General features: G+C 66.8%; 17 protein-coding genes. 8 read left to right on the top strand and 9 right to left on the bottom strand.

What is annotated here, in order from left to right; all coding sequences use genetic code 11:
• Window positions 1-57: 57 nt before the first annotated feature.
• A complete protein-coding gene (locus tag TY25_RS23250) occupies window positions 58-264 on the bottom strand; it encodes a hypothetical protein (RefSeq protein WP_014989146.1) in 207 nt (68 codons plus the stop codon).
• Window positions 264-584 carry a hypothetical protein gene (locus tag TY25_RS23245; protein WP_029903511.1) on the bottom strand — a complete coding sequence of 107 codons (321 nt, stop codon included), beginning with the start codon at window positions 582-584 and terminating at the stop codon, window positions 264-266. The genes TY25_RS23250 and TY25_RS23245 overlap by 1 nt, the downstream gene beginning before the upstream one ends.
• A 312-nt stretch (window positions 585-896) precedes the next feature.
• Here TY25_RS23245 and TY25_RS23240 point away from each other — a divergent pair, with 312 nt between their 5' ends.
• The 4 genes from TY25_RS23240 to TY25_RS23225 all read left to right on the top strand — a co-directional run bounded on the left by TY25_RS23240 (window position 897) and on the right by TY25_RS23225 (window position 2,561).
• Window positions 897-1,808, top strand: coding sequence for a helix-turn-helix domain-containing protein (locus TY25_RS23240; RefSeq protein WP_014989144.1), 912 nt, complete (start codon window positions 897-899; stop codon window positions 1,806-1,808).
• Window positions 1,805-2,008, top strand: a complete 204-nt coding sequence (locus TY25_RS23235; RefSeq protein ID WP_041563211.1) for a DUF397 domain-containing protein — start codon at window positions 1,805-1,807, stop codon at window positions 2,006-2,008. Before TY25_RS23240 ends, TY25_RS23235 begins: the two co-directional genes overlap by 4 nt.
• 30 nt (window positions 2,009-2,038) lie before the next feature.
• Complete coding sequence (locus TY25_RS23230; protein ID WP_042259140.1) at window positions 2,039-2,263, top strand: DUF397 domain-containing protein; 225 nt, start codon at window positions 2,039-2,041, stop codon at window positions 2,261-2,263.
• Window positions 2,264-2,363: 100 nt separating this feature from the next.
• Window positions 2,364-2,561, top strand: a complete 198-nt coding sequence (locus TY25_RS23225) for a hypothetical protein (RefSeq protein WP_041563210.1) — start codon at window positions 2,364-2,366, stop codon at window positions 2,559-2,561.
• Between the two features lie 66 nt (window positions 2,562-2,627).
• On the opposite strand, the gene TY25_RS23220 is transcribed toward TY25_RS23225, so the two are convergent.
• Genes TY25_RS23220 through sdhC form a run of 3 tightly spaced genes read right to left on the bottom strand, consistent with a single transcriptional unit; the run spans window position 2,628 to window position 6,178 of the window.
• Window positions 2,628-3,374, bottom strand: coding sequence for a succinate dehydrogenase/fumarate reductase iron-sulfur subunit (locus TY25_RS23220; RefSeq protein WP_029903515.1), 747 nt, complete (start codon window positions 3,372-3,374; stop codon window positions 2,628-2,630).
• 2 nt (window positions 3,375-3,376) lie between these two features.
• Window positions 3,377-5,317 carry a fumarate reductase/succinate dehydrogenase flavoprotein subunit gene (locus TY25_RS23215; RefSeq protein WP_042259139.1) on the bottom strand — a complete coding sequence of 647 codons (1,941 nt, stop codon included), beginning with the start codon at window positions 5,315-5,317 and terminating at the stop codon, window positions 3,377-3,379.
• 30 nt (window positions 5,318-5,347) lie between these two features.
• Complete coding sequence (gene sdhC, locus TY25_RS23210) at window positions 5,348-6,178, bottom strand: succinate dehydrogenase subunit SdhC (protein WP_014989138.1); 831 nt, start codon at window positions 6,176-6,178, stop codon at window positions 5,348-5,350.
• A 419-nt stretch (window positions 6,179-6,597) separates the two neighbouring features.
• On the opposite strand from sdhC, the gene TY25_RS23205 reads away from it, so the two are divergent.
• Entirely contained in the window at window positions 6,598-7,833 is a 1,236-nt protein-coding gene (locus tag TY25_RS23205; protein ID WP_174484640.1) for a thiolase family protein, read from the top strand.
• A 60-nt stretch (window positions 7,834-7,893) separates the two neighbouring features.
• Here the strand turns inward: TY25_RS23205 and TY25_RS23200 are convergent, their stop codons facing one another.
• The 4 genes from TY25_RS23200 to TY25_RS23185 form a co-directional block, all read right to left on the bottom strand.
• Complete coding sequence (locus TY25_RS23200; RefSeq protein ID WP_042259138.1) at window positions 7,894-8,181, bottom strand: Rv0250c family protein; 288 nt, start codon at window positions 8,179-8,181, stop codon at window positions 7,894-7,896.
• A gap of 234 nt (window positions 8,182-8,415) precedes the next feature.
• Window positions 8,416-9,378: an alpha/beta fold hydrolase gene (locus tag TY25_RS23195; RefSeq protein ID WP_042259234.1), complete on the bottom strand. Its 963-nt coding sequence runs from the start codon at window positions 9,376-9,378 to the stop codon at window positions 8,416-8,418.
• A 396-nt stretch (window positions 9,379-9,774) separates the two neighbouring features.
• Window positions 9,775-11,727, bottom strand: coding sequence for an acyl-CoA dehydrogenase family protein (locus TY25_RS23190; protein ID WP_042259231.1), 1,953 nt, complete (start codon window positions 11,725-11,727; stop codon window positions 9,775-9,777).
• A 139-nt stretch (window positions 11,728-11,866) separates the two neighbouring features.
• The gene (locus tag TY25_RS23185; protein WP_042259137.1) at window positions 11,867-13,048 is read right to left on the bottom strand and encodes an ATP-binding protein; all 1,182 of its coding nucleotides are present in this window, start codon (window positions 13,046-13,048) and stop codon (window positions 11,867-11,869) included.
• 147 nt (window positions 13,049-13,195) lie between these two features.
• Here TY25_RS23185 and TY25_RS23180 point away from each other — a divergent pair, with 147 nt between their 5' ends.
• From TY25_RS23180 to TY25_RS23170, 3 genes are all read left to right on the top strand, one after another.
• Window positions 13,196-13,471, top strand: a complete 276-nt coding sequence (locus tag TY25_RS23180; RefSeq protein WP_042259136.1) for a hypothetical protein — start codon at window positions 13,196-13,198, stop codon at window positions 13,469-13,471.
• Window positions 13,472-13,880: 409 nt separating this feature from the next.
• A complete protein-coding gene (locus TY25_RS23175) occupies window positions 13,881-14,513 on the top strand; it encodes a C40 family peptidase (RefSeq protein ID WP_425297025.1) in 633 nt (210 codons plus the stop codon).
• Between the two features lie 41 nt (window positions 14,514-14,554).
• Window positions 14,555-14,971 (top strand): RNA-binding S4 domain-containing protein, encoded by a 417-nt coding sequence (locus TY25_RS23170; RefSeq protein WP_042259135.1) that lies wholly within the window; start codon window positions 14,555-14,557, stop codon window positions 14,969-14,971.
• Window positions 14,972-14,991: the final 20 nt, after the last annotated feature.

Raw genomic sequence — 14,991 nt, 5'->3', positions numbered from 1 at the left:
GGCAACGGTAACGGATCGGCGCGAGTTCGGCTCAGATCGCGCGGGCGCGCAGCGGGCTCAGCAGGGCAGTGCGCGTTCGTCCAGCACGCAGCGACCCTCCTCGACCAGCGTGGTCCGGGCGCGCCGCCGCACGCGGCAGCGGTCCACGGTGCAGTCGAGATGCAATTGCATTGCCGCGTGGGCTTGTTCGACGGTCATGATGCCGGGGTCGGCGCCGCAGGCCAGCATCGCCGCCACATGCATGTTCAGGTTGGTGAGCTGCATCAGGCGACTCCCGCCGGCTGGGCGGTGGCTCGCCACCGATGTCGCGACGGAACCGGATGCTCGGTTTCCCAGGATGATTGCCGCACCGCCATCCCGACCGCCTCCAGCGCGGTGAGCCCGACCTCGTCGGCGAGGTCGCCGACCACGTCCAGCAGCGCCGGCACCACTTCGGCAACCCGCAGCGCGGCCACGGCCTGCGCACACGTCAGCGTGCGGCCGGGCAGGTAGGACACCACCCAGCTGCCGTCTCCGACGCTGCGTGCTCGGTGCGTAGTGAGATCGCTGGTCATCAAGGACGACGCAATGACATGTACAGCCATGACTCCTCGTTCCTGCGGGCGACTCCTGGTGAGTGCTCGGACAACGCCGGGCATACTTCCAGCACACCATTGCCGGGGAGGTGAAACAACGCCCGCGATGGATATCCAAAAATTTCGCGCGAATTCCCAGCACGAAAACCAGCCGGGAGGGCAGGATTCTCCATAGTGGACGAAAGAGCCCGCTGCCCAAGCGAAGTGACGGGGAACCGAGCTTGCTGGTTGCCCCCGCCTGCCCGCGGGTGAGCAGCCGAACACAGAACGGAGCGTGCTGTGTCAGCGAGTTCGGCAAGAGCGTCAACGAGTTCGGAGCGAGTGTCCGGAAATCACGACAGACCGTCCGGTACCGAGAGCGCTTCCTCTACCCTACCGCGCCGGCAGCTGGGCCGGTACCTGCGCGATTGGCGCACCCAGGCGGGTCTCACCATCGCCGAGGCCTCGCGGCTGATGGAGTGGGGCGCAAGCACTTTGCAGCGGTTGGAGAAGGGACAGGCCGACCGCATCCGCACCATCGATATCCAAGAGCTGTGCCGCATCTATGGTATTCCGGACGAGCTGGCCGACGGTCTCAAGGGCTTGGCCCAGCAGGCCGCGGTCAAGAGCTGGTGGCACGCCTACGGCGACCTGATACCCGAAAACTTCGATGTCTACGTGGGTTTGGAGGCATCGGCCCAGCAACTCAGTTCCTATCAGTCTGAACTGGTGCTGGGTTTGCTGCAAACCGCGGATTACGCAAAGGCGCTGCATCGCCTCGGCTACCCGGGTGATTCCGAGGCGGAACTGGAACGCCGGGTGCAATTGCGGTTACAGCGCCAGGCCCTGATCTCACGGCGGGCCTCCCCCGCGACCGTTGCCGTGGTGTTGCACGAGTCGGTTTTGCGCCGCGTGGTCGGTGGCGCCAAAGTGATGGCGGCGCAGCTACGACATCTTGCGGATTTGAGTACCAACGACAATGTTGCTGTGCGTATCCTGCCGTTCGCGGCCGGCATTCCGCTCGGAGATTCCACGGGGCCTTTCACCGTGCTCGAGTTCGGCACAGATAGCAAGGGACATCCGGTAGAGCCCCCAGTTGTGTATGTAGAAGGCTTCACCGGGGATCTCTACCTCGAAAGACCGGTCGACGTGCAGCGGTACCATCGGGCACACGCGTGCCTCCAGCGCGCCGCGCTGGATATTCAAACCAGTAGACATCTGCTCCGGCAGGTAGCGAAGGAGTTTGCGGCATGAGTATCGATCTGGCTGGGGCGCAGTGGTTTACGAGCACCCGCAGTGGTAGCAAGGATTGTGTCGAGGTGGCCTTCCTCGACGGCGGACAGGTCGGCGTGCGCGACAGCAAGAATCCCGGCGGCCCGGCCCTGGTTTTCACCCCCGCGGAATGGGACATATTCACCTCCGGTGTGGCCGGCGGCGAATTCACCCGCGCCTGAGCGCGTGGCGCTGAGCAAGGAGTTCGACTCGTGAGTGTCAACAGTGGTGCGAATGTCGACCTGTCCGGCGCGACCTGGCGCACGGCGGGCGCAACGGCGGGTAACGACAGCGTCGAGGTGGCGCTGCTGGCCGAGGGGCACGTCGCCCTGCGTGACGGCAAGAATCCGGACGGCCCCGTGCTGGTCTTCACACCCGCCGAGTGGGCGGCGTTCACCGCGGGCGTCCAAGACGGCGAGTTCGACCGGCCCCAATAGCCACGCCAGGGCAGCCCGGCCGCGGCGGATGCGGGCCGGGCTCGTCGGCGCGCCGTAGTAGCGCGTTTCGCTTGGATAACATTTGGGTAGCCCATGCTTTATGGACCGTGGGTTGAAGAACTCCCACTCCCCGTACAAGAAATTGCGTCCGGGCGATTGGGTGGAATGGCTGATCGTCACGTTGTTGTTCGCGGTGACATCGATCGGCGTCTTCCTCCTCACCGGTTCACTGGTACAGGCGTTACTGGTCGGGGCGCTGGTGTGGGTGGTGGCCCTCGGCGTGGTCGCGATCTTGTAATAGGCGGCCCGGAAATAGCACTGCGCACCGGCCGAGAATGTCTCGGCCGGTGCGCATTCGGGTATTTCAGCGGCGGAACAGCTTGTTGCCCAACCACACCAGCGGATCGTATTTCCGGTCGGCCACGCGCTCTTTCATCGGGATCAACGCGTTGTCGGTGATCTTGATATGTTCCGGGCAGACCTCGGTACAGCATTTGGTGATATTGCAGAGGCCGAGGCCCTGCTCGTCCTGCGCCAGGTTGCGCCGGTCGCCGACGTCGAGCGGATGCATCTCCAGCTCGGCGATCCGCATCAGGAACCGCGGCCCGGCGAACGACTTCTTGTTCTCCTCGTGGTCACGCACCACGTGGCAGGTGTTCTGGCACAGGAAGCATTCGATGCACTTGCGGAACTCCTGCGAGCGCTCGACGTCCACCTGCTTCATCCGGTAGTCGCCCGGCTTCAGATCCGCGGGTGGGGTGAACGACGGAATCTCGCGCGCCTTCTGGTAATTGAAGGAGACGTCGGTGACCAGATCCTTGATCACCGGGAAGGTGCGCATCGGGGTCACCGTGATGACCTCGGCCTCGGTGAAGGTGGACATCCGGGTCATGCACAGCAGTCGCGGCCGCCCGTTCACCTCGGCCGAGCACGATCCGCACTTGCCCGCCTTGCAGTTCCAGCGCACGGCCAGATCGGGGGCCTGCGTCGCCTGCAGCCGGTGGATGATGTCGAGCACCACCTCGCCCTCGTTCACCGCCACGGTGAAGTCGTGCAGTTCGCCGCCCTCGAGATCGCCGCGCCATACGCGGAATTTGGCGTCGTAACCCATCGCTACGCCTCTCGCTCTGTCGAATTCCCGGCTGTCGCCGGGTGCCCGGCGAGTTCGGCCGGGGTGTAGTACTTTTCGAGCTCGCCGAGATCGAAAAGGGCGAGCAGCTCCGGCCGCATCGGAACCTGGTCCTTCGGCGTCACTGTGACGTCGGGGATGGCCTGGTCCGCCGTGCTCTGATCCACCGCGCAGACCAGCAGCTTGTTCCGCCAGTCGGCATCCATCGAGGGATGATCGTCGCGGGTGTGCCCGCCGCGGCTCTCGGTGCGCAGCAGCGCCGCCTTCGCCACGCACTCGCTGACCAGCAGCATGTTCTCCAGGTCGAGGGCGAGGTGCCAGCCCGGGTTGAACTGGCGGTGCCCCTCCACGGTGACCTGCTTGAACCGGGCACGCAGTTCGTCGAGCTTGGTGAGCGCCTCGCGCACCTCGTGCTCCTTGCGGATGATGCCGACCAGGTCGTTCATCGTCTGCTGCAGATCGGTGTGCAGGGTGTACGGGTTCTCGCCCGCGCCCTCGGCCGGCGGATCGAACGGTGCCAGAGCGACTTTCGCCGCCGCGCTGATATCGGCATCCGAGACCGCGGGACGTTCGGTGAGCCGCTCGACGTACGCGGCCGCGCCCAGGCCGGCCCGGCGGCCGAACACCAGCAGATCCGACAGCGAGTTGCCGCCCAGCCGGTTGGAGCCGTGCATGCCGCCGGAACACTCACCGGCCGCGAACAACCCGGGCACCGTTGCCGCGCCGGTATCGGGATCGACCTCGACGCCGCCCATCACGTAGTGACAGGTCGGGCCGACCTCCATCGGCTCCTTCGTGATGTCCACGTCGGCGAGCTCTTTGAACTGGTGGTGCATGGAGGGCAGTCGTCGCACGATCTCCTCGGCGGGCATCCGCGAGGCGATATCGAGGAACACGCCGCCGTGCGGGGTACCGCGTCCGGCCTTGACCTCCTCGTTGATCGCCCGCGCGACCTCGTCGCGGGGCAGCAGGTCGGGCGTGCGGCGCGCGGAATCGTTGTCGCGCAACCACTGATCGGCTTCTTCCTCGGTCTCGGCGTACTGCCCCTTGAAGACCGGCGGGATGTAGTCGAACATGAACCGCTTGCCTTCGGTGTTCTTGAGCACCCCGCCGTCACCGCGCACACCCTCGGTGACCAGGATGCCCTTGACGCTCGGCGGCCAGACCATGCCGGTCGGGTGGAACTGCAGGAACTCCATGTTGATCAGCGTCGCCCCGGCGCGCAGCGCGAGCGCGTGACCGTCACCGGTGTACTCCCACGAATTCGAGGTCACCTTGTACGACTTGCCGATGCCGCCGGTGGCCAAAACCACTGCGGGCGTTTCGAACAGGATGAAACGGCCGGATTCGCGCCAGTAGCCGAACGCGCCGGAGATGCGGTCGCCGTCCTTGAGGAGCTCGGTGATCGTGCACTCGGAGAAGACCTTGATCCGCGCCTCGTAGTCGCCGGTCGCCGCGAAGTCCTCCTGCTGCAGCGAGACGATCTTCTGCTGCATGGTGCGGATGATCTCCAGGCCGGTCCGGTCGCCCACGTGCGCGAGCCGCGGGTAGGTGTGACCACCGAAGTTGCGCTGGCTGATCCGGCCGTCGGCGGTCCGATCGAACAGCGCCCCATAGGTTTCCAGCTCCCACACCCGGTCGGGCGCCTCCTGGGCATGCAGTTCGGCCATGCGCCAGTTGTTCAGGAACTTGCCGCCGCGCATCGTGTCCTTGAAATGGGTCTGCCAGTTGTCCTTCTCGTTGGCATTACCCATCGACGCGGCGCAGCCGCCTTCGGCCATCACGGTGTGCGCCTTGCCGAACAAGGATTTGCACACCACCGCGACGGAATGGCCGTGTTCTCTGGCCTCGATCACCGCGCGCAATCCGGCGCCACCGGCTCCGATCACGACGACGTCGTACTTGTGCCGTTCCACTTCTGGCATGGCCGCGAATACTCCTGGGGTTGAGGCGGATCAGTTGATGAACCGCAAGTCCGAAATCGTCTTGCTGGCCACCAACATGACGTAGAAGTCGGTCAGCACGAGGGTGCCGAGCGTGGTCCAGGCCAGCGCCATGTGCCGGGTGTTCAATTTGGAGACCTGGGTCCAGAACCAATAGCGCACCGGATGCGCGGAGAAGTTCTTGAGCCGACCGCCCGCGATATGCCGGCAGGAATGGCAGGACAGGGTGTAGGCCCACAGCAGGATCACGTTGACCCACAGCACGATATTGCCGAGGCCGAAACCGAAACCGCCGTCCTTGCCGTGGAACGCGACCGCCGCGTCGTAGGTGTTGATCACCGAAACGAGCAGCGCCACATAGAAGAAGTAGCGGTGCGCGTTCTGGATGATCAGCGGCAACCGGGTCTCGCCGGTGTACTTGGCGTGCGGCTCGGCGACCGCGCAGGCGGGCGGGGAGAACCACACGGCCCGGTAATAGGCCTTGCGGTAGTAGTAGCAGGTCAAACGGAAGCCGAGCAGGAACGGCAGCACGACGAAGCCGAGCGGCAGGATCGCGGGCAGGTCGCCGAACGGCGTGCCGAAGTGACTGGACCCCTCGACGCACGAGGTGCTCAGGCACGGCGAATAGAACGGCGTCAGGTAGTGGTAGTCCGGTACCCAATATGCCGTTCGCACATAGGATCTGATCGTCGCGTAGATGACGAACGCGCCGAGCCCGAGCACCGTGATCAACGGCGGTACCCACCATCGATCGGTACGCAGCGTGCGCTCGGAGATTCGGGCCCTGGTCTTGCTGAAGACGCCGGTCCCCGTCTCCGGGGTGGCGGTCGGTGCGGCACTCACAGGTGGATGCCTCGCTCTGCTGTGCGGGGGGATCGATTCCCTCTGCAATCGAATGTGATGCCCAGCACCATACGACACCCCTGCTATCGCTCGAGCGGGGTCCCGGCATTCCGGACCCGCCGGGATGCCCGTGATTTGCGCCACATTCGATGTCGCTTCAACAGACAGCGCAGAGCGGTGAACGGACCGCAAACACTTCGAACTCGACTAAAACGGAACAGGATTCGAGCAAGCTCGCCCGGAACAAAACCGCGGGTTGAAATCATGACGCGCCGATCGTCACACGGCGGCAACAAATCTGTGGTCACCTTTCCCCGAGATGTACCCGCTGACGTGCACCGATGTGTACGGCAGCGGCCGCGTCGAGCACGACCGGCAGTGCCGGTGGGTGCGGACGCGGCCGGGGGAAGGAGAGTCAGGTGAGAAGAGCCGCGATCGTCGCGCCGGTCCGCACGCCGAGCGGGATCGAAGGAGGCGCGCTGGCCGGGATGCCGCCGGAATGGCTGGCCTCGACCGTGCTCGCCGCGGTGGTCGAACGTTCCGGCATCGACCCGGCCCGGGTCGAAGATGTCGCGCTCGCCTGCGTCGACGGCGGGCTGTCCGCCGGACCCGAACTGAGTAGAACGGCCGCGCGGGGTGCGGGTCTACCGCTGGCCGTGCCCGGCTTTCTCACCGATCGGCGCTGCGGCAGCGGCCTGCAAGCGGTGCTCACGGCGGCGATGATGGTGCAGACCGGGGCCGCCGACGTGGTGGTGGCGGGCGGTGTGGAATGCGCCCCGGCGCTCGACGCTCGTCCCGGCGGGCCGGTCGACGCCGCTGTTCTGGCGAATGCCGAGGACCTGGCACGCTACTACGGCATCGGCCGGGCCGACGCCGACGAGTTCGCGGTGGCCAGTCACCGCAAGGCGGCGCGCGCCTGGCGGCAGGGAAAGTTCGCCGCCGAGGTGATCCCGGTCGGGGTGATCGACGCGCCGGGCCGCGGTCTGCGCGGGCCCGATCGAGGCGGCGAAGACACTGGGGGACACCGGATCCTGCGCGATGAGGGGGTCGACGACGAGGTCTCCACCTACACCTTGGCGGCGCTGCGCCCGTTGCGCTCGGACGGTGTGGTGACCACGGGCAACATGAGCGCACACCGGCGCGGCGCGGCCGCCTGCCTGGTGGTGGCCGAGGATCGGCTCGCGGATCTCGGCTTGACGCCGATGGCGTATCTGGTCGGCTGGGCCGCGGCCGGAAGTGATTCGGGCCCAGCGACTCTCGGCGCCGCACCGGCCGTGGCCAAGCTGCTCGGGCGGACCGGGCTGCGGCTCGACGACCTCGATCTGGTCGAGGTGGACGAGGGGTTCGCGGTGCAGGTGCTGGCGTTGACGCGGGCCTGGGATTTCGATCCGCGGGAACGGCTCAACGTGAACGGTTCGACCATCGCGCTCGGGCATCCGGTCGGCGCGACCGGCCTGCGCATCATGACCACGATGCTGCACGAACTCGCCCGGGCCAACGGCAGCTACGGGCTGGAGGCCATCGCGCTCGGCCATGACCACGGCATCGCGGCGCTGTTCGAATCGGCCGGGTCTACCCCGGTGCCGGACGTCCCCCGTGGTGCCCGGTTCCACGGGGCGCGGCCGAATCGTCGCTTCGGTCGGCACCGGGCCTGAGCACACAGCACATCGCGGGCCCACCGGCACGGAACGGGCCCGCGAAGTATCTGCCGGGATCTACTTTGTGCGCGGCCGGGAGTGGAAGCCCAGGCCCTCGTCCTGTGCGCCCATCCAGGCTGCCTCGTCGGATTTGCTGTCCGGGACGTAGATGGTGTCCTGCGGACGGCGCTTCACCTCCGGCGGCGGAGCCTGCTCGATCTCGTCGGCGTCGATGACGAGCCGTTCGAGGTCGTTCTCCAACCGGCGCACCATGTTCGCGTCGCCATAGTGCGTCCGCAGTACGCCGATGGATTGCCGGAGCTGGCCGACCGCATAGCGGAGTTCCGCGATTTCGCTGCGTGTCATCGATACCTCCTGTGTTCCTGGCGGCACATGCGAACTCGGTGGGTAGCGGTTCGTTCCATGGTCTGCCAGGAAACGCGCGTCACCAAGTCGTGTGACTCACCACACAACGTGATCTCTAACACAGTACAGAAGGAATCGATTTCTGGCTCGTCGAGCAGTGATCTTCGGTAGTTCGCCCAAAAGTTGCCCGTGACCGGCCGTCGGCGCTGGTGCGAAACGCCGACGGCCGGTGCGTCAGCCGGCGACCGCGTACTCCGGACCCTGCCCGCGCAGGGTGCCGACGACCTGGTCGACCAGTCCGGCCAGCGACAGCGCCACCTCCTCGGCGCGTTCGAAGATCACGCTGTGTCCCGCGCCCTCCAGCGGCACCAGCTGCGATCCCGCCAGCTGTGACGCGAGCACCACCGAGTGCGCGAACGGCACCACGATGTCTGCGGTGCCCGCGAGCACCAGTGCGGGGATGCTGCCGAGCCGGTGCAGGGTCGCCGTTTCGTCGAAGGTCATCAGCGAGGCGAGGAAGCTCGACATGGTCAGCAGCGGGGTCTCGTTCAGCATGGCGGTCGCGACCGCGACCATGCGCGGATTGACCCGCCTGGTACCGGAATTCGCCGCGCGCATGATCGGCTCGCAGATCCGGCGCGACATCCGCTTGGAGCCCTGCATCACGCGGGGCGCGCGCACCACCGCCACCTGCAGCGAGCGCACCGCGCGTCGCTTCAGGAAGCGGCCGAGGCCGACCTCGGTGAGGCCGTTGGCGGCGCCGGCGATCAAGCCGACGCCGACGATGCGGGTGCCGATCGTCTCCGGGAAGAGCCGGGCATAGGCCAGCACCACCATCGCGCCCATCGAATGACCGACCAGCACGACCGGCCCGGTCGGTGCGACGGTGCGCAGCACGGTGTCGAGGTCGTGCCCGAGTTGGTCGATGGTGTAGGTCGAGGGGTGCGCCTCGCCGGATTCGCCGTGCCCGCGATGGTCGTAGAACACCATCCTGGTGTCGGCGTCCGTCCAGCGGCGCAACAGGTGATCGCGCAGGAAGGACCACGATTCGGTACGTAAGCAGTGCCCGTGCGCGAACACGACGGTCACCGTCGCGGTATCGCCGCCGAACACGCGGACCGACAGCGGGACGCCGTCCGTAGCCGTCACCGTGACACGGTGACCGTCGTAGTCGGCAGCGCAGCGCGAAATAGTCATGGACATGACGACCTCCTGTGGAGGGTGCATCCAAGCGGATCGTTCTTGCCCGGTTGTCGATAGATATTTCCGCCCCGTTACCCCCACATACCAGGCGTTACGCACAAGTTGTCCAACTGAAGCCGACACGTACCCCCACCCCCGAACCCCCCACAATCTACAAATCTGTAGCCCCAGAACTAGATTGAGATAGAGAGTCATGTGGACGCCGCTCGGTGCATCTCGGTGCATCGAGGGGATTTTCTAGAGAGCCCTAGATTTCGCAATCGAGCGTCGGCCGACCCGGTTAGGAGAATCTATCGCTATCTAGTGTTTGGCTGATAGTCGCGAATATTTGCCGGTTCGGGCATGGCGGGGTCGCGCTCCGGGGTGGGAGCGCGACGGGGGCCGGGTGGGTCAGGGGGTGAGTTTGCGGGTGGAGGGGAGGAAGGGGCGGAGGAGGTTTGGTTCGGTGGAGGGGCCTACCTGCCATTCGGCGATCCAGGGGCCGGTGCCTTCGCTGGGGTCGAAAACGCCTGCTTCGAGCCAGGTATAGCGGCCGTCGAGGACGCCGCGGGTGAGGGTGCGGTCTTCGGCGTCGGTGTTGTCCCAGAGCGCGTCGAACAGTTCGCGCACGCGGACGCGGGACTGTTTGGCGAAGATGTCGGCGAGTTCTTCGGCGGCCGCGGCCTCGGGGGCGTTCGCGGTGCGCAGCGCGTGTGCGCGCACGCAGGCCGCGGAGATGGCGAACAGTTCGGCCGCGATATCGACGATGCGGCCGAGGAAGTTCTGCTTGTACTCCAGACCCGCCTGCCAGCGGCCCATGGCGTACATCAGCGACCGCGCCTGCTTGCGCGAGCTGCGCTCGACGAACCGCAAATGCTTTGCCAGCACCCCGAATTCGGAGAACGTGGCCGGTGTGGTGCCCGCGCCGACGGCCAACTGGGGGAACCACTTCGCATAGAAGCCCGCCGCGCCCACGGCCGCTTTCGCTTTGTCCTTGAACTCGGCCTTGCGGTCGACCAGCGCGCCGGCCGCGGTCATGTGCGCGTCGGCCATTTCCCGGGCGATCAGCAGCCGCATGATCTCGCTGGAACCTTCGAAGATGCGGTTGATGCGCAGATCCCGGACGAGCTGTTCGGCGCCGACCGCGCGTTCGCCGCGGGCCGCGAGCGAGGCGGCGGTCTCGTAGCCGCGGCCACCGCGGATCTGTACCAGCTCGTCGGCGATGGTGCAGCTCATCTCGCTGGCCCACAGTTTGGCCAGGGCGGCCTCGATCCGGATGTCGTTGCGCGCCTCGTCGCACATGGCGGCGGAGAGGTCCAGGGCCGCTTCCAGCGCGTAAGTCGTTGCGGCGATGAAGGATATCTTCTGCCCGACCGCCTCGTGCTCGCCGACCGGGCGCCCCCACTGCACTCGGGCGGCGCTCCATTCCCTGGCGATCTTCAGCGACCATTTGGCGGACGCGGTGCACAGCGCGGGGATGGCGAGCCGCCCCGCGTTGAGGGTGGTGAGCGCGATCTTCAGGCCGTCGCCCTCGCGCCCGATCAGGTTGGCCTTGGGCACCCGCACGTCGTGCATCCGGGTGACGCCGTTCTCGATGCCGCGCAGACCCATGAACGCGTTGCGCCGCTCGACCGTGATGCCCGGCGAGTCGGCTTCGACGACGAACGCGGAGATGCCGCCGCGGTGCCCTTCGCTCTTGGGCACCCGCGCCATCACCACGAGCAGTTCGGCGACAACGCCATTGGTGGTCCACAGCTTGACCCCGTTGAGCAGGTACGCCTCGCCGTCGTCGGTCGGGACGGCCGAACTCGCCATCCGGGCCGGGTCGGAGCCGACGTCGGGCTCGGTGAGCAGGAACGCGCTCACCGCGCCCGCGGCGCAGCGGGGCAGGAACTCGGCTTTTTGCTCCGCGGTGCCCGCGAGCTTGAGCGGTTCGGGCACGCCGATCGACTGGTGCGCCGAGAGCAGCACGCCGAGGCTGGGATGCGCGGAGCCGACGAGCATCAACGCGCGGTTGTAGCCGAATTGGGAAAGTCCTTGACCACCATGGGATTCCGGGATCTTGAGCCCGAAGCAGCCGAGTTCGGCCAGACCTTTGACGTATTCGTCCGGGATCCGGCCCTCGGTTTCGATCACCCGCCCGTCGATGGATTCGCAGAACGGCCGCAGCCGGGCCAGGTAGGCCTCGGTGCGCGCGGCGTCCTCCGCGCTGGGCCGTGGGTAGGGGTGGATCAGATCCAGCCGGAACCGTCCGAGAAACATCTCCTTGGCGAACGATGGTTTGGCCCAGGTGGTTTCGCGGGATTCCTCGACCAGTGCGCGGGCCTGTTCTTCGGTGGCGTCGACTTTCGCGGCAGTCGCCATGATGTCCTCCTCGGACGTGATCAGGATCACATCCGAGTGTAAGAACTTTAGTTACCGGCCGGTAGGGCTTCGGGTCGATTGGTTTCTACGGATCTCTAATGATCTTGATAGACAGCCTGATTCGACGCTTGCGCCGATCTCAGACGCTGCGGAGGTAGCGGCCGAAGTGCGGGACCGTGAAGCCGATGGTGCCGCGCTCGGCCGAATAGATCAGCCCCTTCTTGATCAGCCCGTCCCGGGCGGGGGAGAGCGAGGCCGGTTTGCGGCCGAGTTCGCTGGCCACCGCCGCGGTGGCGACCGGGCCGTCGTCGCCGGCCAGATCGGCCATGGCGCGCATGTACTCTCGCTCGGCGGGCGTTGCCCGTTCGTAGCGGGAACCGAAGAAGCCGACCGCTAATTCCTCTTCCGCGCTCGGCGCGGCCACGTCCACGTCCTCGGCCGTGATCGGGCTCTCCGGCGCCTGGTCCCACGCCGCCTTGCCGTAGGCCTGCACGAAGTACGGGTATCCGTCGGCCCGCTGGTACAGCGCGTCCAAGGCGTCGTCGGTGAACTTCACCTCCTCACGCTGTGCGGGCGCGATCAACGCCAGATCGGCGGCCGCGCGGTCGAGCCGGTCGATGCGGTGATAGCTGAACAGGCGCTCGGAGTAGCTCTTCGAGGCGGACAGCACCGCGGGCAGGTGCGGCAGTCCGGCGCCGACCACGATGAGCGGCGCCGCGTCCTGGCTCAATTCGTGGCAGGCACCGCAGATCGCGGAGATGTCGGCCGGGCCGAGATCCTGCATCTCATCGATGAAAATCGCGATGCCGACACCCATTTCGCCGGCCAGGGCCGCGGCCTCGACCAGCAGCTCGACCAGGTCGATCTCGATATCACCGGAATCGGCGCGGCCGGTGACCGCGGGCACGTCGATACCGGGCTGCCACCGTTCCCGCATGCCCTTGTCCGCGGTGGCGCGCAGCGCGAACGCCTTGAGGATGCCGAGGAAGTCGTCGACCCGTTCCGGATTGCGATGCGCCATCGCGATCGCGCGTACCGCCATGTGCAGCGCGGAGGACAGCGGGCGGCGCAGTTCCTGGTCCGGGCGGGCCTCGATCTTGCCGGTGCCCCAGCCGCGGGAGATGGCGGCGGAGCGAAGTTGGTTGAGCAGCACCGTCTTTCCGACACCGCGCAGCCCGGTGAGCATCACGCTGCGTTCCGGGCGGCCCCGCGCGACACGCTCCAGCACGATGTCGAAAGCGGTGAGTTGCTTGTCGCGCCCGGCCAATTCGGGTGGGCGCTGTCCGGCTCCGGGAGCATACGGATTCCGCACGGGGTCCATACCCGCACACCGTAGCTCGTCCGGTCCGGGAAATCTGCCGATATCTACGGCGTGTCCTAGATACGACTAGCGGTGGGTATTGCACGATTGCTCTTGTACTGCGGAAGTCACTACGCTGAGGGCGATTCCAGCGAGTATCGGAGGGGCATGTCCGACGAACCCACCCCGACCACCGCCGAGGTGGTCGAGTCCTGGAACGTACCGGCCGGCGCCACCGTGGCGCGGCGCATCCGGTCCAACATCCTGGTCGCGATAGAACGCGGCTATGACGATCCGCAGCTGGTGGCCGATCTCGCGGTGGGACCGCTGGTGATGGCGCTCGGCCAGCTCGAGGTCGGCCTGGCCGACGCGCAGCGCCGGATCGTCGAGCTGGAACAGGCGCTCGGCGGCGACGGCAGGCGTCCCGCCGGTCGCGAATTCTGAGGCCTCCCTGTCCGATTCGTCCCGTCGCGCGCCGTTTCGTGACACCCGCGCGCGGCGCGATATCGTGTCGTGACCCGCTGGGCGTGTCGTGATTTCGGGCGATCGTCCAGGCACTTTCAGTTCGGCTTAAAACATGCTGGTCTGTGCGCTGGACAACACCGCGTCGGCATCGTAATCTCTTCGTGACTTAGTGGAGTCCTGTCGTTTCGAAAGAGAAGCGGCGCCACGGAGTTACCGCCTTATCGGCTGTCGGGGCCATCTACCCGGCTGTCGTGCCGGGATCACCCGAGTGTGTTGGTGACGGTGATACTTTGCGGCCATTTTCTGGTCAGCTGCCCGGTCGGCGGGAGAGCACGAAGATCGGAGACGTAGCTCGGTGGGTAAACACAGCTTGCAGCGGGATTCTCGCTTGCCGAATTCCGTCAAGGGTGCCGTCGTGATGGGCGCGCTGGCCGCAACGACCGGGGCCATGCCCGCGATCCCGGCGATGGCCGCGACCATCAACATTCCCGGTGTCGGCAACTTCGATGTTCCTGTCCCGCAGGAATACGAGGCACCGGTCCAGCAGCTCAATCAGCAGATCCAGCAGGCTGTCTCGGCGATGCCGAACGCGCAGGCCCCCGGCGCCCAGCAGCAGGTCGCGCCCGGCGTGCCGAACTTCGCGCCGAACATGCCCGGGATGTTCAATCCCGCGCCCAGCGCCAGCGATATCGCCCTCGACGCCGCCAAGACCAAGGTCGGCGCGATGTACTCCTGGGGTGCCGCGGGCCCGTCGAACTTCGACTGCTCGGGTCTGGTCCAGTGGGCCTACCGGCAGGCCGGCGTCGAACTCCCCCGCACCAGCTTCGAGCAGTCGCACGTCGGCGCTCCGGTGGCCTTCCACAACCTGCAGCCCGGCGACATCGTCGTGACCAACGGCGGTGCCCACGTCGGCATCTACGCGGGTGACGGCAAGCTGCTGAACGCGGTGCAGTCCGGTGAGCCGGTCACCTACACCTCGCTGCGCGCCGACCAAGTGGTCACCGCGCGCCGTATCGTGTAAGCGTGCCCCGCGCCGATAACGGCATCCGTACCCACGGAACTATGAATACCGCGACGCAGGCCCGAGTCGATTCCTGGACTTGGGCCGTGCGCCTGTTCAAGACGAGATCCGCCGCCGCCGAAGCGTGCCGCGGCGGACACGTTCGCGTCAACGGCACCGCGGCCAAGCCCGCCCAGCCGGTCAAACCCGGCGACGAGGTGCGCATCCGCAGCGGCGGCATCGAACGCATCGTGATCGTCGAGCGCATCGTCACCAAACGGGTCGGCGCTCCGATCGCCGCGCAATGCCTGATCGACCGCTCCCCGCCGCCGCCCTCCCGCGAACTCCTCGCCGCCATGCCGCGCCGCGATCGCGGCTCCGGCCGCCCCACCAAACGCGAACGCCGCGAGACCGATCGACTACTCGGCCGCACCGAAGACCTCGGCCCGCTCGACGACTTCGGTCGCGTCGGCGACTGAGCCCGCCGCCGGATGCGCCG

It is taken from the genome of Nocardia brasiliensis NBRC 14402 (assembly GCF_000308475.2).
In the GTDB taxonomy this organism is placed as follows: domain Bacteria; phylum Actinomycetota; class Actinomycetes; order Mycobacteriales; family Mycobacteriaceae; genus Nocardia; species Nocardia brasiliensis.
The sequence above is the reverse complement of the archived record's forward strand: the minus strand, read 5'-3'. Positions and strand labels throughout refer to the sequence as shown.

Excerpts from the sequence above, each read along its gene's own strand:
- TY25_RS23250 (WP_014989146.1), bottom strand. The coding sequence starts at position 264 with ATGCAGCTCACCAACCTGAACATGCATGTGGCGGCGATGCTGGCCTGC.
- TY25_RS23245 (WP_029903511.1), bottom strand. The coding sequence starts at position 584 with ATGGCTGTACATGTCATTGCGTCGTCCTTGATGACCAGCGATCTCACT.
- TY25_RS23235 (WP_041563211.1), top strand. The coding sequence starts at position 1,805 with ATGAGTATCGATCTGGCTGGGGCGCAGTGGTTTACGAGCACCCGCAGT.
- TY25_RS23225 (WP_041563210.1), top strand. The coding sequence starts at position 2,364 with ATGGACCGTGGGTTGAAGAACTCCCACTCCCCGTACAAGAAATTGCGT.
- TY25_RS23220 (WP_029903515.1), bottom strand. The coding sequence starts at position 3,374 with ATGGGTTACGACGCCAAATTCCGCGTATGGCGCGGCGATCTCGAGGGC.
- TY25_RS23215 (WP_042259139.1), bottom strand. The coding sequence starts at position 5,317 with ATGCCAGAAGTGGAACGGCACAAGTACGACGTCGTCGTGATCGGAGCC.
- TY25_RS23200 (WP_042259138.1), bottom strand. The coding sequence starts at position 8,181 with ATGACACGCAGCGAAATCGCGGAACTCCGCTATGCGGTCGGCCAGCTC.
- TY25_RS23195 (WP_042259234.1), bottom strand. The coding sequence starts at position 9,378 with ATGACTATTTCGCGCTGCGCTGCCGACTACGACGGTCACCGTGTCACG.
- TY25_RS23190 (WP_042259231.1), bottom strand. The coding sequence starts at position 11,727 with ATGGCGACTGCCGCGAAAGTCGACGCCACCGAAGAACAGGCCCGCGCA.
- TY25_RS23185 (WP_042259137.1), bottom strand. The coding sequence starts at position 13,048 with ATGGACCCCGTGCGGAATCCGTATGCTCCCGGAGCCGGACAGCGCCCA.
- TY25_RS23180 (WP_042259136.1), top strand. The coding sequence starts at position 13,196 with ATGTCCGACGAACCCACCCCGACCACCGCCGAGGTGGTCGAGTCCTGG.
- TY25_RS23170 (WP_042259135.1), top strand. The coding sequence starts at position 14,555 with ATGAATACCGCGACGCAGGCCCGAGTCGATTCCTGGACTTGGGCCGTG.